The 18,911-nt window shown below is 57.6% G+C and carries 20 protein-coding genes; all 20 read left to right on the forward strand.

Annotated features, from left to right (window positions below):
• Positions 1–167: 167 nt before the first annotated feature.
• Positions 168–533, forward strand: coding sequence for an NADH-quinone oxidoreductase subunit A (locus MN186_RS00780; RefSeq protein WP_242110905.1), 366 nt, complete (start codon positions 168–170; stop codon positions 531–533).
• Positions 533–1,072: a NuoB/complex I 20 kDa subunit family protein gene (locus MN186_RS00785; RefSeq protein ID WP_242111196.1), complete on the forward strand. Its 540-nt coding sequence runs from the start codon at positions 533–535 to the stop codon at positions 1,070–1,072. The genes MN186_RS00780 and MN186_RS00785 overlap by 1 nt, the downstream gene beginning before the upstream one ends.
• A gap of 3 nt (positions 1,073–1,075) precedes the next feature.
• Positions 1,076–1,687, forward strand: coding sequence for an NADH-quinone oxidoreductase subunit C (locus MN186_RS00790; protein WP_242110906.1), 612 nt, complete (start codon positions 1,076–1,078; stop codon positions 1,685–1,687).
• A gap of 5 nt (positions 1,688–1,692) precedes the next feature.
• Complete coding sequence (locus tag MN186_RS00795; protein ID WP_242110908.1) at positions 1,693–2,535, forward strand: sulfotransferase family protein; 843 nt, start codon at positions 1,693–1,695, stop codon at positions 2,533–2,535.
• Positions 2,532–3,755, forward strand: a complete 1,224-nt coding sequence (locus tag MN186_RS00800) for an NADH-quinone oxidoreductase subunit D (RefSeq protein ID WP_242110910.1) — start codon at positions 2,532–2,534, stop codon at positions 3,753–3,755. Before MN186_RS00795 ends, MN186_RS00800 begins: the two co-directional genes overlap by 4 nt.
• Entirely contained in the window at positions 3,755–4,888 is a 1,134-nt protein-coding gene (locus MN186_RS00805) for an NADH-quinone oxidoreductase subunit E (RefSeq protein ID WP_242110912.1), read from the forward strand. The genes MN186_RS00800 and MN186_RS00805 overlap by 1 nt, the downstream gene beginning before the upstream one ends.
• A gap of 133 nt (positions 4,889–5,021) precedes the next feature.
• A complete protein-coding gene (locus tag MN186_RS00810) occupies positions 5,022–5,756 on the forward strand; it encodes an NADH:ubiquinone oxidoreductase (protein ID WP_242110914.1) in 735 nt (244 codons plus the stop codon).
• Positions 5,753–5,989 carry a DUF5337 domain-containing protein gene (locus MN186_RS00815; RefSeq protein ID WP_242110916.1) on the forward strand — a complete coding sequence of 79 codons (237 nt, stop codon included), beginning with the start codon at positions 5,753–5,755 and terminating at the stop codon, positions 5,987–5,989. The genes MN186_RS00810 and MN186_RS00815 overlap by 4 nt, the downstream gene beginning before the upstream one ends.
• Before the next feature lie 6 nt (positions 5,990–5,995).
• Positions 5,996–7,291, forward strand: coding sequence for an NADH-quinone oxidoreductase subunit NuoF (nuoF, locus tag MN186_RS00820; RefSeq protein WP_242110917.1), 1,296 nt, complete (start codon positions 5,996–5,998; stop codon positions 7,289–7,291).
• Between the two features lie 147 nt (positions 7,292–7,438).
• Entirely contained in the window at positions 7,439–7,858 is a 420-nt protein-coding gene (locus MN186_RS00825; protein ID WP_242110919.1) for a DUF5333 domain-containing protein, read from the forward strand.
• 60 nt (positions 7,859–7,918) lie between these two features.
• Positions 7,919–9,940, forward strand: a complete 2,022-nt coding sequence (gene nuoG / locus MN186_RS00830; protein ID WP_242110921.1) for an NADH-quinone oxidoreductase subunit NuoG — start codon at positions 7,919–7,921, stop codon at positions 9,938–9,940.
• A 148-nt stretch (positions 9,941–10,088) separates the two neighbouring features.
• Positions 10,089–11,126, forward strand: a complete 1,038-nt coding sequence (gene nuoH / locus MN186_RS00835; RefSeq protein ID WP_242110922.1) for an NADH-quinone oxidoreductase subunit NuoH — start codon at positions 10,089–10,091, stop codon at positions 11,124–11,126.
• A gap of 3 nt (positions 11,127–11,129) precedes the next feature.
• The gene (nuoI, locus tag MN186_RS00840) at positions 11,130–11,621 is read left to right on the forward strand and encodes an NADH-quinone oxidoreductase subunit NuoI (protein WP_242110923.1); all 492 of its coding nucleotides are present in this window, start codon (positions 11,130–11,132) and stop codon (positions 11,619–11,621) included.
• 20 nt (positions 11,622–11,641) lie between these two features.
• Positions 11,642–12,049: a carboxymuconolactone decarboxylase family protein gene (locus MN186_RS00845; protein WP_242110924.1), complete on the forward strand. Its 408-nt coding sequence runs from the start codon at positions 11,642–11,644 to the stop codon at positions 12,047–12,049.
• Positions 12,046–12,660 carry an NADH-quinone oxidoreductase subunit J gene (locus tag MN186_RS00850; protein ID WP_242110925.1) on the forward strand — a complete coding sequence of 205 codons (615 nt, stop codon included), beginning with the start codon at positions 12,046–12,048 and terminating at the stop codon, positions 12,658–12,660. The genes MN186_RS00845 and MN186_RS00850 overlap by 4 nt, the downstream gene beginning before the upstream one ends.
• 93 nt (positions 12,661–12,753) lie before the next feature.
• The gene (nuoK, locus tag MN186_RS00855) at positions 12,754–13,059 is read left to right on the forward strand and encodes an NADH-quinone oxidoreductase subunit NuoK (protein ID WP_242110926.1); all 306 of its coding nucleotides are present in this window, start codon (positions 12,754–12,756) and stop codon (positions 13,057–13,059) included.
• 6 nt (positions 13,060–13,065) lie between these two features.
• Positions 13,066–15,159 carry an NADH-quinone oxidoreductase subunit L gene (gene nuoL / locus MN186_RS00860; RefSeq protein ID WP_242110927.1) on the forward strand — a complete coding sequence of 698 codons (2,094 nt, stop codon included), beginning with the start codon at positions 13,066–13,068 and terminating at the stop codon, positions 15,157–15,159.
• A complete protein-coding gene (locus MN186_RS00865; protein WP_242110928.1) occupies positions 15,159–16,703 on the forward strand; it encodes an NADH-quinone oxidoreductase subunit M in 1,545 nt (514 codons plus the stop codon). Before nuoL ends, MN186_RS00865 begins: the two co-directional genes overlap by 1 nt.
• Before the next feature lie 12 nt (positions 16,704–16,715).
• Complete coding sequence (nuoN, locus tag MN186_RS00870) at positions 16,716–18,152, forward strand: NADH-quinone oxidoreductase subunit NuoN (protein WP_242110930.1); 1,437 nt, start codon at positions 16,716–16,718, stop codon at positions 18,150–18,152.
• Between the two features lie 4 nt (positions 18,153–18,156).
• A complete protein-coding gene (locus MN186_RS00875; RefSeq protein ID WP_242111197.1) occupies positions 18,157–18,906 on the forward strand; it encodes a biotin--[acetyl-CoA-carboxylase] ligase in 750 nt (249 codons plus the stop codon).
• Positions 18,907–18,911: the final 5 nt, after the last annotated feature.

The following is an 18,911-nucleotide window of genomic DNA, read 5'->3' on the forward strand; positions in this document are numbered from 1 at the left end:
GTGCTGAAAACCCTTATAAACAAAGGCTCGCTGCGGGACTATGAGTGGGTTTTTACGACGCATTCGATATCTTGAATGAGATCTGCTCTCGGTTGACCCTGCGCACCCGCACCGGTAAACCGCTGATAGCTAGCGATAGGCGGTTTAACCGTTCAAAGGAGCCATACGTGGAAGACCTTCTCAGAGAATATCTCCCCATTATCATTTTCCTTGGATTAGCCATTGTTATCGGACTTGTTCTGATCCTTGCAGCCGTCGTGCTGGCAGTGCGCAGTCCTGATCCAGAAAAACTCAGCGCTTATGAATGCGGGTTCAACGCCTTTGATGACGCGCGGATGAAATTCGACGTCCGGTTCTATCTGGTGGCGATCCTATTCATCATCTTCGATCTGGAAATCGCGTTCCTGTTCCCTTGGGCGGTCGCGTTCCAAGATGTGGGCATGGTCGGGTTCTGGTCCATGATGGTGTTCCTCGCCGTTCTGACGATCGGTTTTGCCTATGAATGGAAGAAGGGGGCCTTGGAATGGGAGTGATGCGCGAAGGCATTCAAACCGGAGCGAACACCGCGCAAGGTGATCGCGAACATGGAACCCGTCTGATGAATGATCAGCTGGCCGACAAGGGTTTTTTGCTGACCACCACCGATGACATCATCAATTGGGCGCGCACCGGGTCGCTGCACTGGATGACCTTCGGTCTGGCCTGTTGCGCGGTCGAGATGATGCAGGCCTCGATGCCGCGTTATGATCTTGAACGGTACGGAATCGCGCCGCGCGCCTCGCCACGCCAGTCGGACGTGATGATTGTGGCCGGGACGCTGACCAACAAGATGGCACCTGCGCTTCGCAAGGTGTATGACCAGATGCCTGAGCCGCGTTATGTGATATCGATGGGGTCATGTGCGAATGGTGGGGGGTATTACCATTATTCGTATTCGGTGGTGCGTGGCTGTGACCGGGTGGTACCGGTCGACATCTATGTGCCCGGCTGCCCCCCAACTGCTGAAGCGCTGGTTTACGGCATCCTGCAACTGCAACGCAAAATCCGCCGCACCGGCACGATTGTGAGGTAAGTGATGAGTGACGCCCTGAAAGAACTTGGCGCCTTGCTGGAAGTCAAACGTCCCGAGTGCGTGCTCAGCTGGGACATTGCTTTTGGCGAACTGACGGTGAATGTGCCTCTGTCAGCCATTCCCGCGTTTATCGAGTTTCTTAAGACGGACAGCGCTTGCAAGTTTTCCAGCTTGGTGGACATCACCGCGGTGGATTACCCGTCGCGCGACGAACGCTTCGATGTGGTCTATCACTTCCTGTCGATGTACACGAACCAGCGCATCCGCGTTAAGGTCGCTGTGCGCGAGGATGATATGGTTCCTTCGATCACCGGCGTTCACGTGTCCGCGGGGTGGTTTGAGCGCGAAGTTTTCGATATGTTCGGTATTCTGTTTTCGGGCCACTCGGACCTGCGTCGCATCCTGACCGACTATGGTTTCCGCGGCCATCCACTGCGCAAAGACTTCCCGACCACCGGCTATACCGAGGTTCGCTATGATGAGGTCGAAAAGCGCGTGGTTTACGAACCCGTGTCACTGACGCAGGAATACCGCCAGTTCGACTTTATGTCGCCTTGGGAAGGTGCCAATTATATCCTGCCGGGTGACGAGAAGTCCGACGAGGCCAAAGGCTGAGGGTGATGCGCAACCAAACCTTCATATTCTGCCTTGGGGCAACGAAAGCTGGCACAAGCTGGTTGTTCGACTATTTGTCGGGCCACCGGCAGTGTCATCTTCCGGCGATGAAGGAATTGCATTATTTTGATGCGCTTGAACAAGGCACCGGCGGCTATTATCGCAAGCAGGCTCAGGCCCGTCTTGACGCCGCCCGCAAGGACCAATCAAGCGCCTGGCAGAAGCGGCTTATGGCTGATCTGGAACGCTGGCTGTCGGTGTTTGACGGCGAGACGCGCGATGATGCTGCGTATTTGCGTTATCTGCGAGAGGGCGGAGCCAAGGCGCGCGTGATTGGTGATTTCACCCCGGCCTATGGGTTGTTGAAGGAAAAGACGCTGCAGGCCATGTCGGCGCTGACCGACAATGTGCGGTTTGTTTATCTGATGCGTGACCCCGTTGACCGTATCTGGTCGAATATTCGCATGATGGCGGGCAACGATGGTCAGGCCGCTTTGGATGCGAAAGTTGACGGTGTGCTGAATGGGACCGCCGAAAACATCCTTGATCGCTCGAATTATCGTCGGACGCTGAACCGGCTGACCCGTGCCATCCCGCGCGAGGCATTGCATATCGAATTCTACGAACAGCTGTTCACGCCTGCCGCCATCGAGCGTCTGTGTGCATTTCTGGGGATCACGCCCCAGCCCGCATCATTTGACCGCGTGGTGCATCAAAGTGTGAAAGCCGACCTGCCCACGGGCCAACGTGCCCAGCTTCAGGCAGCACTCAAACCGCAATATAATTTCGTCGAGAAGTTCATGGGTGAGCTTCCGCCGGAATGGACCCAGAAGATGGTGAGCGCATGATGGACGGAACCAAGGACTTCAACGACGCCCTGACCGGCGAACAGAAGATCCGCAACTTCAACCTCAACTTTGGCCCGCAACACCCGGCCGCCCACGGCGTGCTGCGCATGGTGCTTGAGCTGGACGGAGAGATCGTCGAACGCGTCGACCCGCATATCGGGCTTTTGCACCGTGGCACCGAAAAGTTGATGGAAAGCCGCACCTATCTACAGAACCTGCCGTATTTTGACCGGCTGGATTACGTTGCTCCGATGAACCAGGAACACGCTTGGTGTCTGGCGATCGAAAGACTGTGTGAGATCGAAGTTCCGCGTCGCGGTTCGTTGATCCGTGTGCTGTTCTCGGAAATCGGGCGCATCCTGAACCACCTTCTGAATATTACCACGCAGGCGATGGACGTGGGCGCGCTGACCCCGCCGCTGTGGGGTTTTGAAGAGCGTGAGAAGCTGATGATCTTCTATGAACGCGCTTGCGGTGCGCGTTTGCACGCCAACTATTTTCGCCCCGGCGGTGTCCACCAGGATCTGCCGCCCGAATTGATCGACGATATCGAAGCTTGGGCGCATACGTTTCCGTCGAAGATCGACGATATCGACCTGTTGCTTACCGAAAACCGCGTCTTCAAACAGCGCAACGCCGATATCGGCATCGTGACTGAAGAGGACATCCTGAATTGGGGCTTCTCGGGCGTGATGGTCCGCGGGTCTGGCCTTGCGTGGGATCTGCGTCGCTCGCAGCCTTACGAGTGCTATGACGAGTTTGATTTCCAAATCCCTGTTGGCAAGAACGGCGACTGCTATGACCGTTACCTTGTCCGGATGGAGGAAATGCGTCAGTCGTTGAAAATCATGCACCAGGCGATCGAAAAACTGCGCGCGCCGGACGGGCAGGGCGACGTCATTGCGCGCGGCAAGCTGTCGCCGCCGCCACGTGGCGAGATGAAACGCTCGATGGAAGCGTTGATCCACCACTTCAAACTCTACACCGAAGGTTTCAAGGTACCTGCAGGCGAAGTCTACGCTGCCGTCGAAGCCCCCAAAGGCGAATTCGGCGTCTATCTGGTGGCGGACGGAACCAACCGCCCCTATCGCGCCAAGATACGCGCGCCGGGCTACCTGCACCTTCAAGCTATGGACCACGTGGCCGGTGGCCACCAACTGGCCGACGTCGCCGCCATTATCGGCACAATGGACGTCGTGTTTGGGGAGATCGACCGCTAATGCTGCGCCGTTTGCATCATGAACAACCCGAAAGCTTCGCTTTCACGCCCGCCAACCTTGCTTGGGCCGAAGGGCAGGTTTCCAAATATCCTGAAGGTCGTCAGGCCTCGGCTGTGATTCCGCTGTTGTGGCGCGCGCAGGAACAGGAGGGCTGGTTAACCAAGCCCGCCATCGAATATGTCGCCACTATGCTGAATATGGCTGATATCCGCGTGCTAGAAGTGGCGTCATTTTACTTCATGTTCCAGCTTCAACCAGTTGGATCTGTAGCAAATATTCAAATTTGCGGCACGACATCCTGCATGATTTGCGGGGCGGAAGATCTGGTTGCGGTGTGTCGCGAAAAGATTGCGGACAAGCCGCATACGTTGTCGGCCGATGGCAAGTTCAGCTGGGAAGAGGTCGAATGCATTGGCGCTTGTGCCAACGCTCCGGTGGCGCAGATCGGCAAGGATTACTATGAAGACCTGACCGCTGAAAGCTTGTCGAAGCTGTTGGATGATCTGGCCGCTGGCAAGGTGCCGGTGCCGGGCCCCCAAAACGGGCGTTACGCGTCCGAACCGTTGTCGGGGCTGACCAGCCTCAAGGAATATGACAGTGGCAAGACGCAATATAACGCAAGCGTGCAATTGGCCACCGATTTGGGTGACACAATCAAGCGCATTGATGGGACCGAGGTGCCTCTGCTGACCCCGTGGCTGGGCAAGAATGCGGTCAGCGGTAAAGCGCAGCCGCCCAAGCTTGCAGTGGATGCCAAGCCTGCAAACAAACAAAAACCTGATCTTGAAGTGCCTGAGGATGATAGCGACAAAATCGCCAAACCTCCGGTAAAACCGGCTGCCGAACCGGTTGAGGGTCAGGAAACAAAGAAACCCCGCACCATGAAAGCGCCGCGCAAAGCGGGTGCGGATGACCTGAAGCTTCTGAAGGGCGTTGGGCCGAAACTGGAAGGCGTGCTGAACCAGCTTGGTTTCTGGCATTTCGACCAGATTGCCAAATGGGGTGCGGAAGAGGTCGCTTGGGTGGACGAACAATTGTCGTTCAAAGGCCGGATCGAACGTGACGGCTGGGTTGAGCAAGCCAGAATTCTTGCCGACGGCGGCGAAACCGCATTTTCGCGCAAGAACAAGTAAGGTCGAGGTCGCTAGGGTCGAGTAAGAATGATGACGGGTCACAACGAACATAAGCGTTTCAAAAGGCAGCCAACTGCCAACGCATTCGTGCGCCCGTCAGGTGTGTCTGCACCGAATAATTTGGGGGACGACAATGACTGACTCGACCGGATTTTTCACCTGTCAGCGGATCTGCTGGATTATCGGCGCGCTTGTGGGGTTTGCCTTTTTCCTGATGATCCCGGGCTTCTTTGTCAGCCTGATCATCGGGATTATCGTCTTCATAGGGGCGGCGTTGGGCCTGCAAAAGCTGCTATGCGCGGATGCGCCGACCGCACTTTTGGGCGAAAAAGGGGCCTCTGCTTCGACGGATTCCGCGGACACAACCCGATCGGACGAGGTTGCCGCAAACGCTGCCAATATTCCCGCAGCTGCGATGGATGGCGCGCCAGTGCCTGTCGAGGCGGCGACCGCGCCTGTTGATCCCGCACCGAAATCCACTGCAGATGCCCCGGTTGACGACACCAAGATCGACGATCAGCCCAAGCCCGCCAAGGCGCCTGCTAAAGCGTCTGGGCAAAAGGTGCAGTCCGGCGTTTCAACAAAGCCACGCACGATGAAAGCGCCGCGCAAGGCCGGGGCAGACGATCTGAAACAGCTGAAGGGCGTCGGGCCGAAACTGGAAACGCAGTTGAATGCGCTTGGCTTCTGGCATTTCGATCAAATCGCCAAGTGGACTGCGGACGAAATCGCGTGGGTGGATGACAACCTGAGCTTCAAGGGCCGGATCGAGCGCGACGGCTGGGTAGAACAAGCCAAGACCTTGGCCGAGGGCGGGGAAACCGCGTTCTCGAAAAAGGTTAAGAAGGGCGATGTTTATAAGGGATGACACAGATCATGCACACCGATCCTAAAAACAGCTTACAGCGGGAAGGGCGCTTGGCAGGTCTTGTCATCGCCGTCACCGGTGTGCTGTGGGTCGGTGGCACTTGGGCCGGTAATTATTTTGGTTGGTCCCAATCAATCAGGGGTTTGCTGGACTTGTGCGCTTTGGCCGGGTTCGTATTCGGCCTGATGGTAACGTATCGGGTCTGGCGCAAACGCCGGACGGATGAAGGATAAGAAAGAATGCTGCAGGATAAAGACCGGATCTTTACCAACCTTTATGGCATGCACGACCGCACCCTTGCGGGCGCGAAACAACGCGGCCATTGGGACGGCACCGCCGGTATCATCAAAAAGGGCCGCGACTGGATCGTCGAGCAGATGAAGGCATCCGGCCTGCGTGGTCGTGGCGGTGCGGGGTTCCCGACCGGGCTGAAGTGGTCCTTCATGCCCAAGGAAAGTGATGGGCGTCCAGCTTATCTGGTGATCAACGCCGACGAATCCGAGCCCGGAACCTGTAAAGACCGCGAAATCATGCGCCACGATCCGCACACGCTGATCGAAGGCGCGCTGATCGCGTCTTTCGCGATGAATTCGAACACCTGCTATATCTATCTGCGTGGCGAGTATATTCGCGAGCGCGAGGCGCTGCAGGCGGCCATCGACGAATGTTATGACGCGGGCCTTCTGGGCAAGAACGCTGCGAAATCCGGTTGGGATTTCGACCTGTTCCTGCACCACGGGGCCGGCGCGTATATCTGCGGCGAAGAAACCGCGCTGCTTGAAAGCCTTGAAGGCAAGAAGGGTATGCCGCGCATGAAGCCGCCCTTCCCGGCGGGCGCCGGACTGTATGGTTGCCCAACCACAGTGAACAACGTGGAATCGATTGCGGTTGTGCCGACCATCCTGCGCCGTGGGCCGGAATGGTTCGCGGGCTTTGGTCGCAAGAACAATTCGGGCACGAAGCTGTTTGCGATCTCGGGCCATGTGAACAACCCCTGTGTCGTCGAAGAAGCGATGTCGATCAACTTCGAAGAGCTGATCGAAAAGCATTGCGGCGGTATTCGCGGCGGTTGGGACAATCTGAAGGCCGTGATCCCCGGTGGATCGTCCGTGCCCTGCGTGCGCGGTGAAAACATGCGCGATGCGATTATGGATTTCGATTATCTGCGCGGCGAGCTTGGCTCGGGCCTTGGCACCGCCGCCGTAATCGTGATGGATAAGCAGACGGATATCATCAAGGCGATCTGGCGTCTGGCGGCCTTTTATAAGCACGAAAGTTGCGGTCAATGCACGCCATGCCGCGAAGGCACTGGCTGGATGATGCGCGTGATGGAACGCTTGATGCGCGGCGAGGCTGAGGTTGACGAAATTGACATGCTGTGGGACGTGACCAAGCAAGTTGAAGGCCACACGATCTGCGCGCTTGGCGATGCCGCCGCTTGGCCGATCCAGGGCCTGATCCGTAACTTCCGAGACGAAATCGAAGACCGGATTCAAGTGAACAAACACGGCAAAGCCGGCATCGCGGCGGAATAAGGCGCGTAAGGGGTATCAGACGGTGACAACTATGGGTCAACATAACAACATATTGAAAACAGGCGGTAAAACGCCGGTTTTCGCGTGTTGTTATTGTATGACACGCACCGACACCCCCATCTGCTTCATGACCAAAGGAGATTTGTCATGAAGAAACTACGCACTATAACGCTAGCTTCGGTTCTAGCGATGACCGCGACGACCGGGCTGGCATCTGCGCAAGACTACACCGCACTGCGCGAAGATCGCCGCGTCCATGCCGAGCTTCTGGGCGCTTCGGTTGCCTATCTGATCGACGAAAACTGCACGACGTTGCATTTGCGCAAGTTTCGGCTTCTGACCAAGGGGCTTTCGCTGCGCAATTATGCCATGTCGCTGGGGTTTTCATCGAAAGAGGTGATGGCCTATGTCGACAGCAAGGCCGAACAGGACCGGTTTCGAGCCATCGCGCAACCGTTGTTGGAAAAACGCGGCGTGACGGCAAAAGACCCGGAAAGCTATTGCAAGATAGGCCGGGCCGAAATCAAGAAACGCTCTTTCGTAGGTTCGTTGTTATTCGAACGTTAAGGGCAGACACGTGCGAGTCAGGGGCGAAACCCCGGCTAGCGAAACGAAAAAGGGACCGTGATGAGCGACCTGAAAAAGATCGTCATTGACGACAAGGAAATTGAAGTAGACGGCGCAATGACGCTGATTCAGGCCTGCGAAGTGGCCGGGATCGAGGTTCCGCGCTTCTGCTATCATGAACGCCTGTCGATCGCCGGCAACTGCCGCATGTGTTTGGTCGAGGTCGTGGGCGGCCCACCCAAGCCGGCAGCATCCTGCGCCATGCAGGTGCGCGATTTGCGTCCTGGTCCCGAAGGCCAAGCGCCTGTTGTGAAAACCAACTCGCCCATGGTCAAGAAGGCGCGCGAAGGCGTGATGGAATTTCTGCTGATCAACCACCCGCTGGATTGCCCGATCTGCGACCAGGGGGGCGAATGTGATTTGCAGGATCAGGCGATGGCCTACGGATTGTCCGGCTCGCGCTTCAAGGAACAGAAGCGCGCGGTGGACGATCTGGAACTGGGGCCGCTGGTCAGCACGACAATGACCCGCTGCATTAGTTGCACGCGCTGTGTGCGCTTCATCACCGAGGTTGCCGGTATCCCCGAACTAGGCCAGACGGGCCGTGGCGAAGACGCTGAAATTACCAATTACCTTGGCGAAACGCTGGGTTCCAACCTTCAGGGTAACATCATCGACCTGTGCCCCGTTGGTGCGCTGACCTCGAAACCCTATGCCTTCACCGCCCGCCCCTGGGAACTGACCAAGACCGAAACCATCGACGTGATGGATGCGCTTGGGTCAAACATCCGTGTGGATACCAAGGGCCGTGAAGTGATGCGTATTTTGCCGCGCAACCATGACGGTGTGAACGAGGAATGGATTTCCGACAAGACGCGCTTCATCTGGGACGGTCTGCGCCGCCAGCGTCTTGACGTGCCTTACGTTCGCGAAAATGGCAAACTGCGCAAGGCCACTTGGGGCGAAGCGTTGGCCAAAGCGGCTGAAGCCATGAAGGGCGCCAAGAAGGTCGCCGGTCTGGTCGGTGATCTGGCCTCGACCGAAGCTGCGTTCAGCCTGAAAACTCTGATCGAAGGCTTGGGTGGCAATGTTGAATGCCGCACGGACAATGCGCGACTGCCCGTTGATAACCGCTCGGGCTATGTCGGAACGGCGCGGGTCGAAGATTTGGACAACGCGAAATTCATCCAACTGATCGGCACCAACCCGCGGGTCGAAGCCCCGGTTCTGAACGCCCGCATCCGCAAAGCGTGGCTGAAAGGGGCCGAGGTTGGTCTGGTCGGCAGTGCCGTCGATCTGACCTATGATTACAAGCATCTTGGCAATGACCGTGCGGCGCTTGATGCGCTTGTGTGCAAGGACTACGGCCCGGTGAAAGATGTCCCCTCGGTTATCGTTGTGGGCATGGGCGCTGTGCGCGAGGCTGATGGATTGGCTGTTTTGGCCAACGCGATGAAGCTGGCGGACGAGACAAATTCCAAGTTAATGGTTCTTCACACGGCGGCGGGCCGCGTGGGTGCGATGGATGTAGGCGCCGTAACCGAAGGCGGCATGGAGGCCGCTACTGCCGGGGCCGACGTGATCTTCAACATGGGTGCCGATGAAATCGATATCGACGCTGGCCCCTTCGTGATCTATCAGGGCAGCCATGGCGACCGAGGTGCGATGCGCGCGGATGTGATCCTGCCGGGCGCAGCGTATACCGAAGAAGGCGGGCTGTTCGTCAACACCGAAGGGCGACCCCAATTGGCGCTGCGTGCGAATTTTGCACCGGGCGACGCCAAGGAAAACTGGGCCATCCTGCGGGCTCTGTCGGCGGAACTGGACGCGACCCTGCCGTGGAACACCTTGGCGGGTCTGCGCCGCGCGATGGTCGAAGCTGCGCCCGTGCTGGGGGGCGTCGATCAGGTGGCCGACAACGAATGGCAACCGCTGCCGGTCGAAAAAATGGGAACGGCGAGCTTCCGGTACACAATTGGCGATTTTTATCTGACCAACCCCATTGCACGGGCGTCAGAGGTGATGGCAGAGCTTTCGGCGCAAGCGCGTGCACGCGCGTCTTCGACGCTGGCGGCCGAGTGAAAATAGGGGCAGGGCCGGGAAATGGTTAAACAAACGATCAGCACGAACCCACGAGAAGGCCTTTTTGCAGGTCTGTTCGGCGTGGCTGTGTATCCCACTGGTCCTGCGAAAGAAAACGAATACCGACGGTCTGAGGGCATGAAGAGAAATGATTGAATTCTTCACGACAACAAATCTGGGCATTGCCCTTTTGATCCTCGGTCAGTGCTTGCTGATCGTGGTCCCGCTTCTGGTGGCGCTGGCCTTCCTGCTGTATTTTGATCGCAAGGTCTGGGCGGCGGTACAGATGCGCCGAGGCCCCAACGTGGTGGGTGCATTCGGCGTGCTGCAATCCTTCGCGGACTTTATCAAATATGTGCTGAAGGAAGTTGTGGTGCCGGCCGGCGCGGACCGCTTCGTCTTTTTTCTTGCCCCGATGATGAGCTTCGTTCTGGCGATGATCGCGTGGTCCGTGATCCCGTTCAATGACGGCTGGGTGCTGGCGGATATCAACGTGGCGATCCTATTCGTCTTCGCCGTATCCTCGCTTGAGATTTACGGCGTGATCATGGGCGGCTGGGCGTCGAACTCGAAATACGCGTTCCTTGGGTCGTTGCGGTCGGCGGCACAGATGATCTCTTACGAGGTGTCGATTGGCCTGATCATCATCGGCGTGATCCTGACCACCGGTTCGATGAACTTCGGTGACATCGTCATGGCGCAAGACGGCAAAGGGCTGCTCAGCTGGTACTGGCTACCGCACTTCCCGATGGTGTTTCTGTTCCTGATCTCGGCACTGGCGGAAACCAACCGCCCGCCGTTCGACTTGCCGGAAGCAGAGTCAGAATTGGTGGCAGGTTATCAGGTTGAATATTCGTCAACCCCGTTCCTGTTGTTCATGATCGGTGAATACATCGCGATCGTTCTGATGTGCACGCTCATCTCGATCCTGTTCTTCGGTGGTTGGCTGTCGCCGGTCGAGGCGCTGCCCGATGGTATCTTCTGGCTGTTTGCAAAGATTTTCTTCTTCTTCTTCGTGTTCTCGATGATCAAGGCGATCACACCGCGCTATCGTTACGACCAGTTGATGCGCATTGGTTGGAAAGTGTTCCTGCCGGTGTCGCTGGCATGGGTTGTTCTGGTCGCATTCTTTGCCCAATACGGGGCATTCTGGGGCACTTATGCCCGCTGGACTGTGGGGGGCTGATTAATGGCATTTGATTACGCACGCGCAACGAAATACTTCCTGCTGACGGATTACATAAAAGCGTTCGGGCTGGGGTTAAGATACTTCTTCTCGCCCAAGGCAACGCTGAACTATCCGCATGAAAAGGGTCCGCTTAGCCCGCGTTTTCGCGGTGAACATGCGCTGCGTCGCTATCCCAACGGGGAAGAGCGTTGCATCGCCTGTAAACTGTGCGAGGCGATCTGCCCCGCGCAGGCAATTACCATCGACGCGGAACCCCGCGAGGATGGATCACGCCGCACCACGCGCTATGACATCGACATGACCAAGTGCATCTATTGCGGCTTCTGTCAGGAAGCCTGCCCGGTGGACGCAGTCGTAGAAGGCCCGAATTTCGAGTTCGCGACCGAAACGCGCGAAGAGTTGTTCTATGACAAGGCCAAGCTGCTTGAGAACGGCGACCGTTGGGAAGCCGAGATTGCCCGCAACATCGAACTTGATGCCCCGTATCGCTAAGTGATCGCTAAGGAAAGCCGATGAACGATTTCTCCAAAATGTACGCGCAAATGATGGAGCAGGGGCAGGAAATGCTCCGTAACTTCAACCCTGCGCTGGAGACATTCAAGCCCCAGGGGTTTGACAAGCTTATGCCCACCATGCCGAAAGACATGATGGACATGATGTTTGGCAATGCCTTCAACAAGGATGGGCTGGACTCCAAGACGCGGATGCTGATCACGCTGGCGGGGCTGACCGTTCTGGGCGCGCAGGCGGATGCGCAGATCAAGTTCACCGTGCGCCATGCTTTGGAAGCGGGCGCGACCGAGAAAGAGATCGCCGAGGTGATCTATCAAATGTCGATGCTGGGTGGTCTTCCGGCCATGACACGTGCATTGGAACTGGCGCAAGCCGTGTTTGACGACAACGAGGAGGGGGACGCATGAGCGTTGCCGATTTCACATTTTACCTCTTTGCCCTAACCACTGTTGTGGGCGGGTTTTTTACCGTGATGGCAAGGCATCCCGTCCACTCGGTCCTTTGGCTGATCACCGCGTTTGTGGGCGCAACGGGCCTGTTTGTCCTGTTGGGGGCCGAATTCGTGGCGATGCTGTTGATGATCGTCTATGTGGGTGCGGTCGCGGTGTTGTTCCTGTTCGTCGTGATGATGCTGGACGTGGACTTCGCGGCGCTTAAGGCCGAGATCGCGAAGTCGCTTCCGCTGGCGCTTCTGATCGGTGTGATCCTGCTTCTGGAACTGGCGACGATCTTCGGCACATGGCAGTTTGCCGACGGGGCGCAGGCCGCGCGCGGGGCCGTCACTCCGGCCCTGTCCGAAGCGCACAATACGCTGGCGCTGGGGCGCATCCTCTATACCGATTACATCTTGCTGTTCCAGCTGGCTGGCCTGATCTTGCTGGTCGCCATGATCGGCGCGATCGTCCTGACGCTGCGCCACCGTCCGAACATCAAACGCCAGAACGTAATTGCCCAGATGCACCGCGACCCCGCGAAAGCGATGGAGGTCATCGACGTGAAACCGGGGCAGGGGCTTTGAGCGGATCTGAAAGCGAAACCGTCATGAATACGAAAATAAAGACTTGGGCGCGCTGCACCGGCAGCCAGGCCCGGAACGAAGGGACGCAAGCACATGGTAGGACTTGAACATTATCTCGCGGTCGGGGCGGCCCTTTTTGTCATCGGCATTTTCGGCCTGTTCCTGAACCGCAAGAACATCATCATTTTGCTGATGTCGATTGAACTGATGCTTCTGGCAGTGAACATCAACCTTGTCGCGTTCTCAAGCTTTCTTGGGGATCTTGTCGGGCAGGTGTTTACCCTGTTCGTTCTAACCGTGGCCGCCGCCGAGGCAGCCATCGGTTTGGCAATCCTTGTCAGCTTCTTCCGCAATCGTGGCACGATTGATGTCGAAGACGTCAACGTGATGAAAGGCTAACGGCAAATGGTACAGATCATCCTTTTTGCCCCGCTTATTGGTGCGCTGATCGCGGGTTTCGGCCATCGGGTCATTGGTGACAAGGGCGCGCAGGTTCTGACCACCGCGCTGTTGTTCCTGTCCGCGCTTCTGTCCTGGGCCGTGTTTTTGAGCCTTGGGTCCGAGACCCAGCAGATCCACCTGATGAACTGGGTGCAGTCCGGCACGCTGAGCGTTGACTGGTCGATCCGTCTGGATCGTCTGACCGCGATCATGTTGATTGTGGTGACCACCGTGTCGTCGCTGGTTCACCTGTATTCGATGGGCTACATGGCCGACGATCCGCAGTTCAAGGGCGAAAGCTATCGCCCCCGGTTCTTCGCCTATCTCAGCTTCTTCACCTTCACGATGCTGATGCTGGTCACAGCCGACAACCTGCTGCAGATGTTCTTCGGTTGGGAAGGCGTGGGCGTCGCGTCGTATCTTCTGATCGGTTTCTACTACAAGAAACCGTCGGCGAATGCGGCCGCGATCAAAGCCTTCGTGGTCAACCGTGTCGGTGATTTCGGTTTCCTGCTGGGGCTGTTCGGGTTGTATTATCTGACCGACTCCTTGATGTTGGACGATATCTTTGCCGCCGCCCCCCTGCTGGCCGAGACCGAGCTTCACTTCCTCTGGCGCGACTGGAACGCCGCCAACTTGCTGGCCTTCCTTCTGTTTGTCGGTGCGATGGGTAAATCGGCGCAACTGTTCCTTCACACCTGGTTGCCGGACGCGATGGAAGGCCCGACGCCGGTGTCGGCGCTGATCCACGCCGCGACCATGGTGACGGCGGGTGTCTTCCTTGTGTGCCGCATGTCCCCACTGATGGAATACGCGCCGGAAGCCACGGGCTTCATAGTCTTCATCGGCGCCACGACCGCCTTCTTCGCGGCCACGGTGGGCCTTGTGCAGAACGACATCAAACGCGTGATCGCTTATTCGACCTGTTCGCAGCTTGGTTACATGTTCGTGGCCGCGGGCGTCGGTGTTTATTCGGTTGCGATGTTCCACCTGCTGACCCACGCATTCTTCAAGGCGATGTTGTTCCTTGGGGCGGGTTCGGTCATCCATGGGATGCACCACGAACAGGACATGCGAAACTATGGCAACCTGCGTAAAAAGTTGCCGGTGACCTTCTGGGCAATGATGATCGGCACGCTAGCGATCACCGGGGTCGGCATTCCGTTGACTGCGATTGGTTTTGCTGGCTTCCTGTCGAAAGACGCGATTATCGAGAGCGCCTATGCTGGCACCAGCGGAGGCTACGCTTTCTGGATGCTGGTTATCGCGGCGCTGTTTACCAGCTTCTATAGCTGGCGGCTGATGTTCATGACCTTTTACGGCAAGGCGCGCGGTGACAAGCACACGCATGACCACGCGCATGAAAGCCCGATGGTCATGTTGGTCCCGCTTGGTGTTCTGGCGCTGGGGTCGATCTTTGCGGGTATGATCTGGTATGGCTCGTTCTTCGGTGATCACCACAAGGTCAACCACTTCTTCGGGATCGAAGCGCACGCCGAGGCAGCCGCAGACGCGCCGTCCGAGGCTGCAAATGGCGACGACTCCGCGCTGGCTGATGAAACCGCGCAACCGGCTGAGGAAGGCATGCATGTAGGCGAAGCCCCGAAAGGTGCGATCTTCATGGCGCCCGACAACCACGTGATTGACGACGCACACCACGCGCCCGCTTGGGTCAAGGTGTCGCCCTTCATTGCGATGCTGATCGGCTTCGCCACAGCCTTCTGGTTCTACATGGTGAATACGAACATGCCCAAGAAACTCGCTACGACGTTCCCGCATGTCTATCAATTCCTGCTGAACAAATGGTATTTCGACGAGCTTTACGACATTGTCGTTATAAAGCCCGCTTTTGCCATTGGTCGGTTCTTCTGGAAGCGCGGCGACGGCAATGTCATTGATGGCTTCCTGAACGGCGTCGCGATGGGGGTCGTCCCCTGGTTCACCAGACAGGCGGGCCGTGCGCAATCCGGTTACGTCTTCACTTATGCCTTCGCGATGGTCATCGGCATCGTCGCACTGGTCACAATCATGATCCTCTTCAGCGGTGGAGCGCAATAATGAACAACCTGCTTTCCATCATCACCTTCCTGCCGCTGGTTGCGGCGGTTATCCTTGCGCTATTTCTGCGCGGGGATGACGAAGCAGCCACCCGCAACGCCAAGTGGCTTGCGCTTGCGGCGACGTTGGCGACCTTCCTGTTCTCGCTTCTTCTTCTGACGGGGTTTGACTCCGCCAACACGGGCTTTCAGTTCGTGGAAGAGGGAAGCTGGATCATGGGCCTGAAATACAAGATGGGCGTCGACGGGATTTCGGTTCTGTTTGTGATGCTCACCACCTTCATGATGCCGCTGACCATCTGGGCAAGTTGGGGCGTCAAGTCCCGCGTGAAGGAATACATGATCGCCTTCCTGCTACTTGAAACGCTGATGCTGGGCGTCTTCATGGCGCTGGATCTGGTGCTGTTCTACCTGTTCTTCGAAGCAGGCCTGATCCCCATGTTCCTGATCATCGGGATCTGGGGCGGGAAAGAGCGTATCTATGCCGCTTTCAAGTTCTTCCTTTATACCTTCCTCGGCTCAGTCCTGATGTTGGTCGCGATGGTCTACATGTATGTGGACGCAGGCACGACGGATATTCCGACGCTAATGACCCATTCGTTCGGGTCTGACACGTTCAGCATTTTGGGTATCCAGATTGTCGGCGGCGCACAGACGCTGATGTTTTTGGCCTTCTTCGCCAGCTTCGCGGTGAAAATGCCGATGTGGCCGGTGCACACCTGGTTGCCGGACGCACACGTTCAGGCACCGACTGCTGGTTCGGTCGTGCTGGCCGCGATCCTTTTGAAGATGGGCGGCTATGGCTTCCTGCGCTTCAGCTTGCCGATGTTCCCGGTTGGGTCGGACGTCATGGCGACTTTCGTTCTGTGGCTGTCAGTGATCGCCATCGTCTACACCTCGCTGGTGGCGCTGGTGCAAGAGGACATGAAGAAGCTGATTGCTTATTCATCGGTTGCGCATATGGGGTTCGTGACCGCTGGTATCTTTTCGCTGAACCAACAAGGTTTGGATGGGGCGATCTTCCAGATGCTCAGCCACGGCTTCATCTCGGGCGCGCTGTTTTTGTGTGTGGGCGTTATCTATGACCGCATGCACACCCGCGATATCGACGCCTATGGTGGTCTTGTGAACCGGATGCCGGCCTATGCGTTGATTTTCATGTTCTTCACTATGGCCAACGTGGGTCTTCCGGGTACGTCGGGCTTCGTGGGGGAATTCCTGACGATGGTAGGTATGTTCCAAGCCAACACTTGGGTCGCCTTGGTTGCCGCATCTGGTGTCATCTTCTCGGCGGCTTATGCGCTTTACCTGTATCGCCGCGTTGTCTTCGGCGATCTGATCAAGGAAAGCTTGAAGTCAATTACCGATATGGACGCGCGCGAGAAGATGATCTTCGCACCACTGGTGTTCATGACCCTGCTGTTGGGCGTCTATCCAAGTCTTGTGACCGATCTGATCGGTCCCTCGGTCGAGGCCCTACTGACCAACTTCCACGCCGCCATTCCTGCCGAAGCTGCAGAGATGGCCCAGACCGCATCGCATTAAGGGAGAGCACAGATGAGCTCTGTTTATATTCAAACGGTTCTGCCCGAGCTGGCGCTGGCCATCTATGCGATGGTGGCGCTGCTGGGTGCGGTCTATACTGGCAAGGATGCGCTGGCAAAACCGATCACCTGGATCACCGCAGCAGTGATGGTTGTGGTCGCGCTGGTGGTGGCCGGGGGCGATGGGTCCACCGCCGCCTTTGGTGGCATGTTCCTGGACGATGCCTATGCCCGCTTTGCCAAGGTCGCGATTCTGCTGTCCGCCGCCGCCGTTCTTGTGATGGGCGAGGCGACGATGTCGCGACGCGGCCTTTTGCGGTTCGAGTATCCGATCCTTGTGACGCTTTGCACCGTCGGCATGATGGTGATGGTGTCCGCAGGCGATCTGATGACCCTATACATGGGGCTGGAGCTTCAGTCGCTGTCGCTTTACGTCATGGCGTCCTCGAACCGTGATAGCGTGAAGTCGACCGAGGCCGGTCTGAAGTATTTCGTGCTGGGCGCGCTTAGCTCGGGTTTGTTGCTTTACGGCGCGTCGCTGACCTATGGCTATGCCGGCACGACCCTGTTTTCCGAGATCATCCAGGCGGCCAATGACGGCCGGGTGGGGCTTGGCATGTTGATCGGTCTGGTTTTCGTGACCGCCGGTCTGGCCTTCAAGGTTTCGGCTGTGCCGTTCCATATGTGGACGCCGGACGTCTATGAAGGCGCGCCGACCCCTGTGACGGCCTTCTTTGCCAGCGCACCAAAGCTGGCAGCGATGGGCCTGTTGGGTCGCATCCTGTTTGACGCCTATGGTGGGGCCATTGCCGACTGGCAACAGATCATCGCGTTTCTGGCCTTTCTGTCCATGTTCGTTGGCGCAATTGCGGCGATCGGTCAGACCAATATCAAGCGTCTGATGGCCTTCTCGTCGATCACGCATATGGGCTTTGCGCTTCTGGGCTTGGCTGCGGGCACCGCTTATGGTGTGCAGGCAATGCTGCTATATATGGCGGTCTATCTTGCGATGAATATCGGCACCTTCGCTTTCATCATGTCGATGGAGCGTGATGGCCGCCCGGTCACGGATATTGCGTCCCTGAACCAATTTGCCACAACTGACAAGCTGAAGGCGCTGGCGATGCTGGTTCTTCTGTTCTCGTTGGCCGGTGTGCCGCCAATGCTGGGCTTTTTTGCCAAATACGGCGTTCTGATCGCCGCTGTTCAGGCGGATTTGACCTGGCTGGCTGTGGCCGGTGTTGTGGCGTCGGTGATCGCGGCGTTTTATTATCTGCGCATCGTTTACTATATGTATTTCGGAGATGAGGGCGAAGGGATCGAAGTCAACATGTCGCCCGCCGCTTGGGTTGCGCTGGTCGGTTCGGCAGCAATTGTCGTTCTGGGTATCGTGAACTTCTTCGGCATTGAAACCGCCGCCGCTGCGGCTGCTGAAGCCCTTGTCAAATAAGGTCGTGCCAACCTGGCCCAAAGGCGTGGAAAAACGCGTTCTGGATCAGGTCGACAGCACCAATGAAGAGGCCCGGCGCATCGCGTCGGGTCTATTGGGTCCGACATGGATCATGGCTCACCGGCAGACCAGCGGTCGCGGACGGCGGGGCAGGGCTTGGGTGGACCCCACCGGAAACTTTGCCGCCACGGTGGTCATGCGCCCGACCGAACCGCCCGCACAGGTGGCGCTCAGAAGTTTTGTGGCCTCACTAGCACTTTTCGATGCCTTTGCGATGGCGACCGGACGCGGCGATGCTTTTGCGCTGAAATGGCCTAATGATGTGCTGTTGAACGAGGGGAAAGTCGCAGGCATTCTTCTGGAAAGCAGCGGGCTGGGAACCAAGGTCGGGCATTTGGCCGTCGGCATAGGTGTGAACCTGATCGACGCCCCGCCCGGCACAACTGTCGAAGCCGCGGCAACGCCGCCGGTCAGCCTGGCAGCTGAGACCGGGGTTGTGCTGGAGCCCGAAACCTTTTTGAACCTGCTAGCCCCCGCCTATGCCCGGCACGAAGCGACCTTTACCACCTACGGTTTTGCACCCATTCGCGAAGCGTGGCTGGCCCGCGCTGCCCGGCTGGGGCAGACCATCACCGCGCGCACCACCCGCCATGAATATGTCGGACGGTTTGACACGGTGGACGCGGACGGCAACCTTGTTCTATCAACAGCCACATCCCGCGAGGTGATCCCCGCGGCCGAGATCTTTTTCTGAGAGGG

It is taken from the genome of Aliiroseovarius sediminis (assembly GCF_022678485.1).
GTDB lineage: Bacteria > Pseudomonadota > Alphaproteobacteria > Rhodobacterales > Rhodobacteraceae > Aliiroseovarius > Aliiroseovarius sediminis.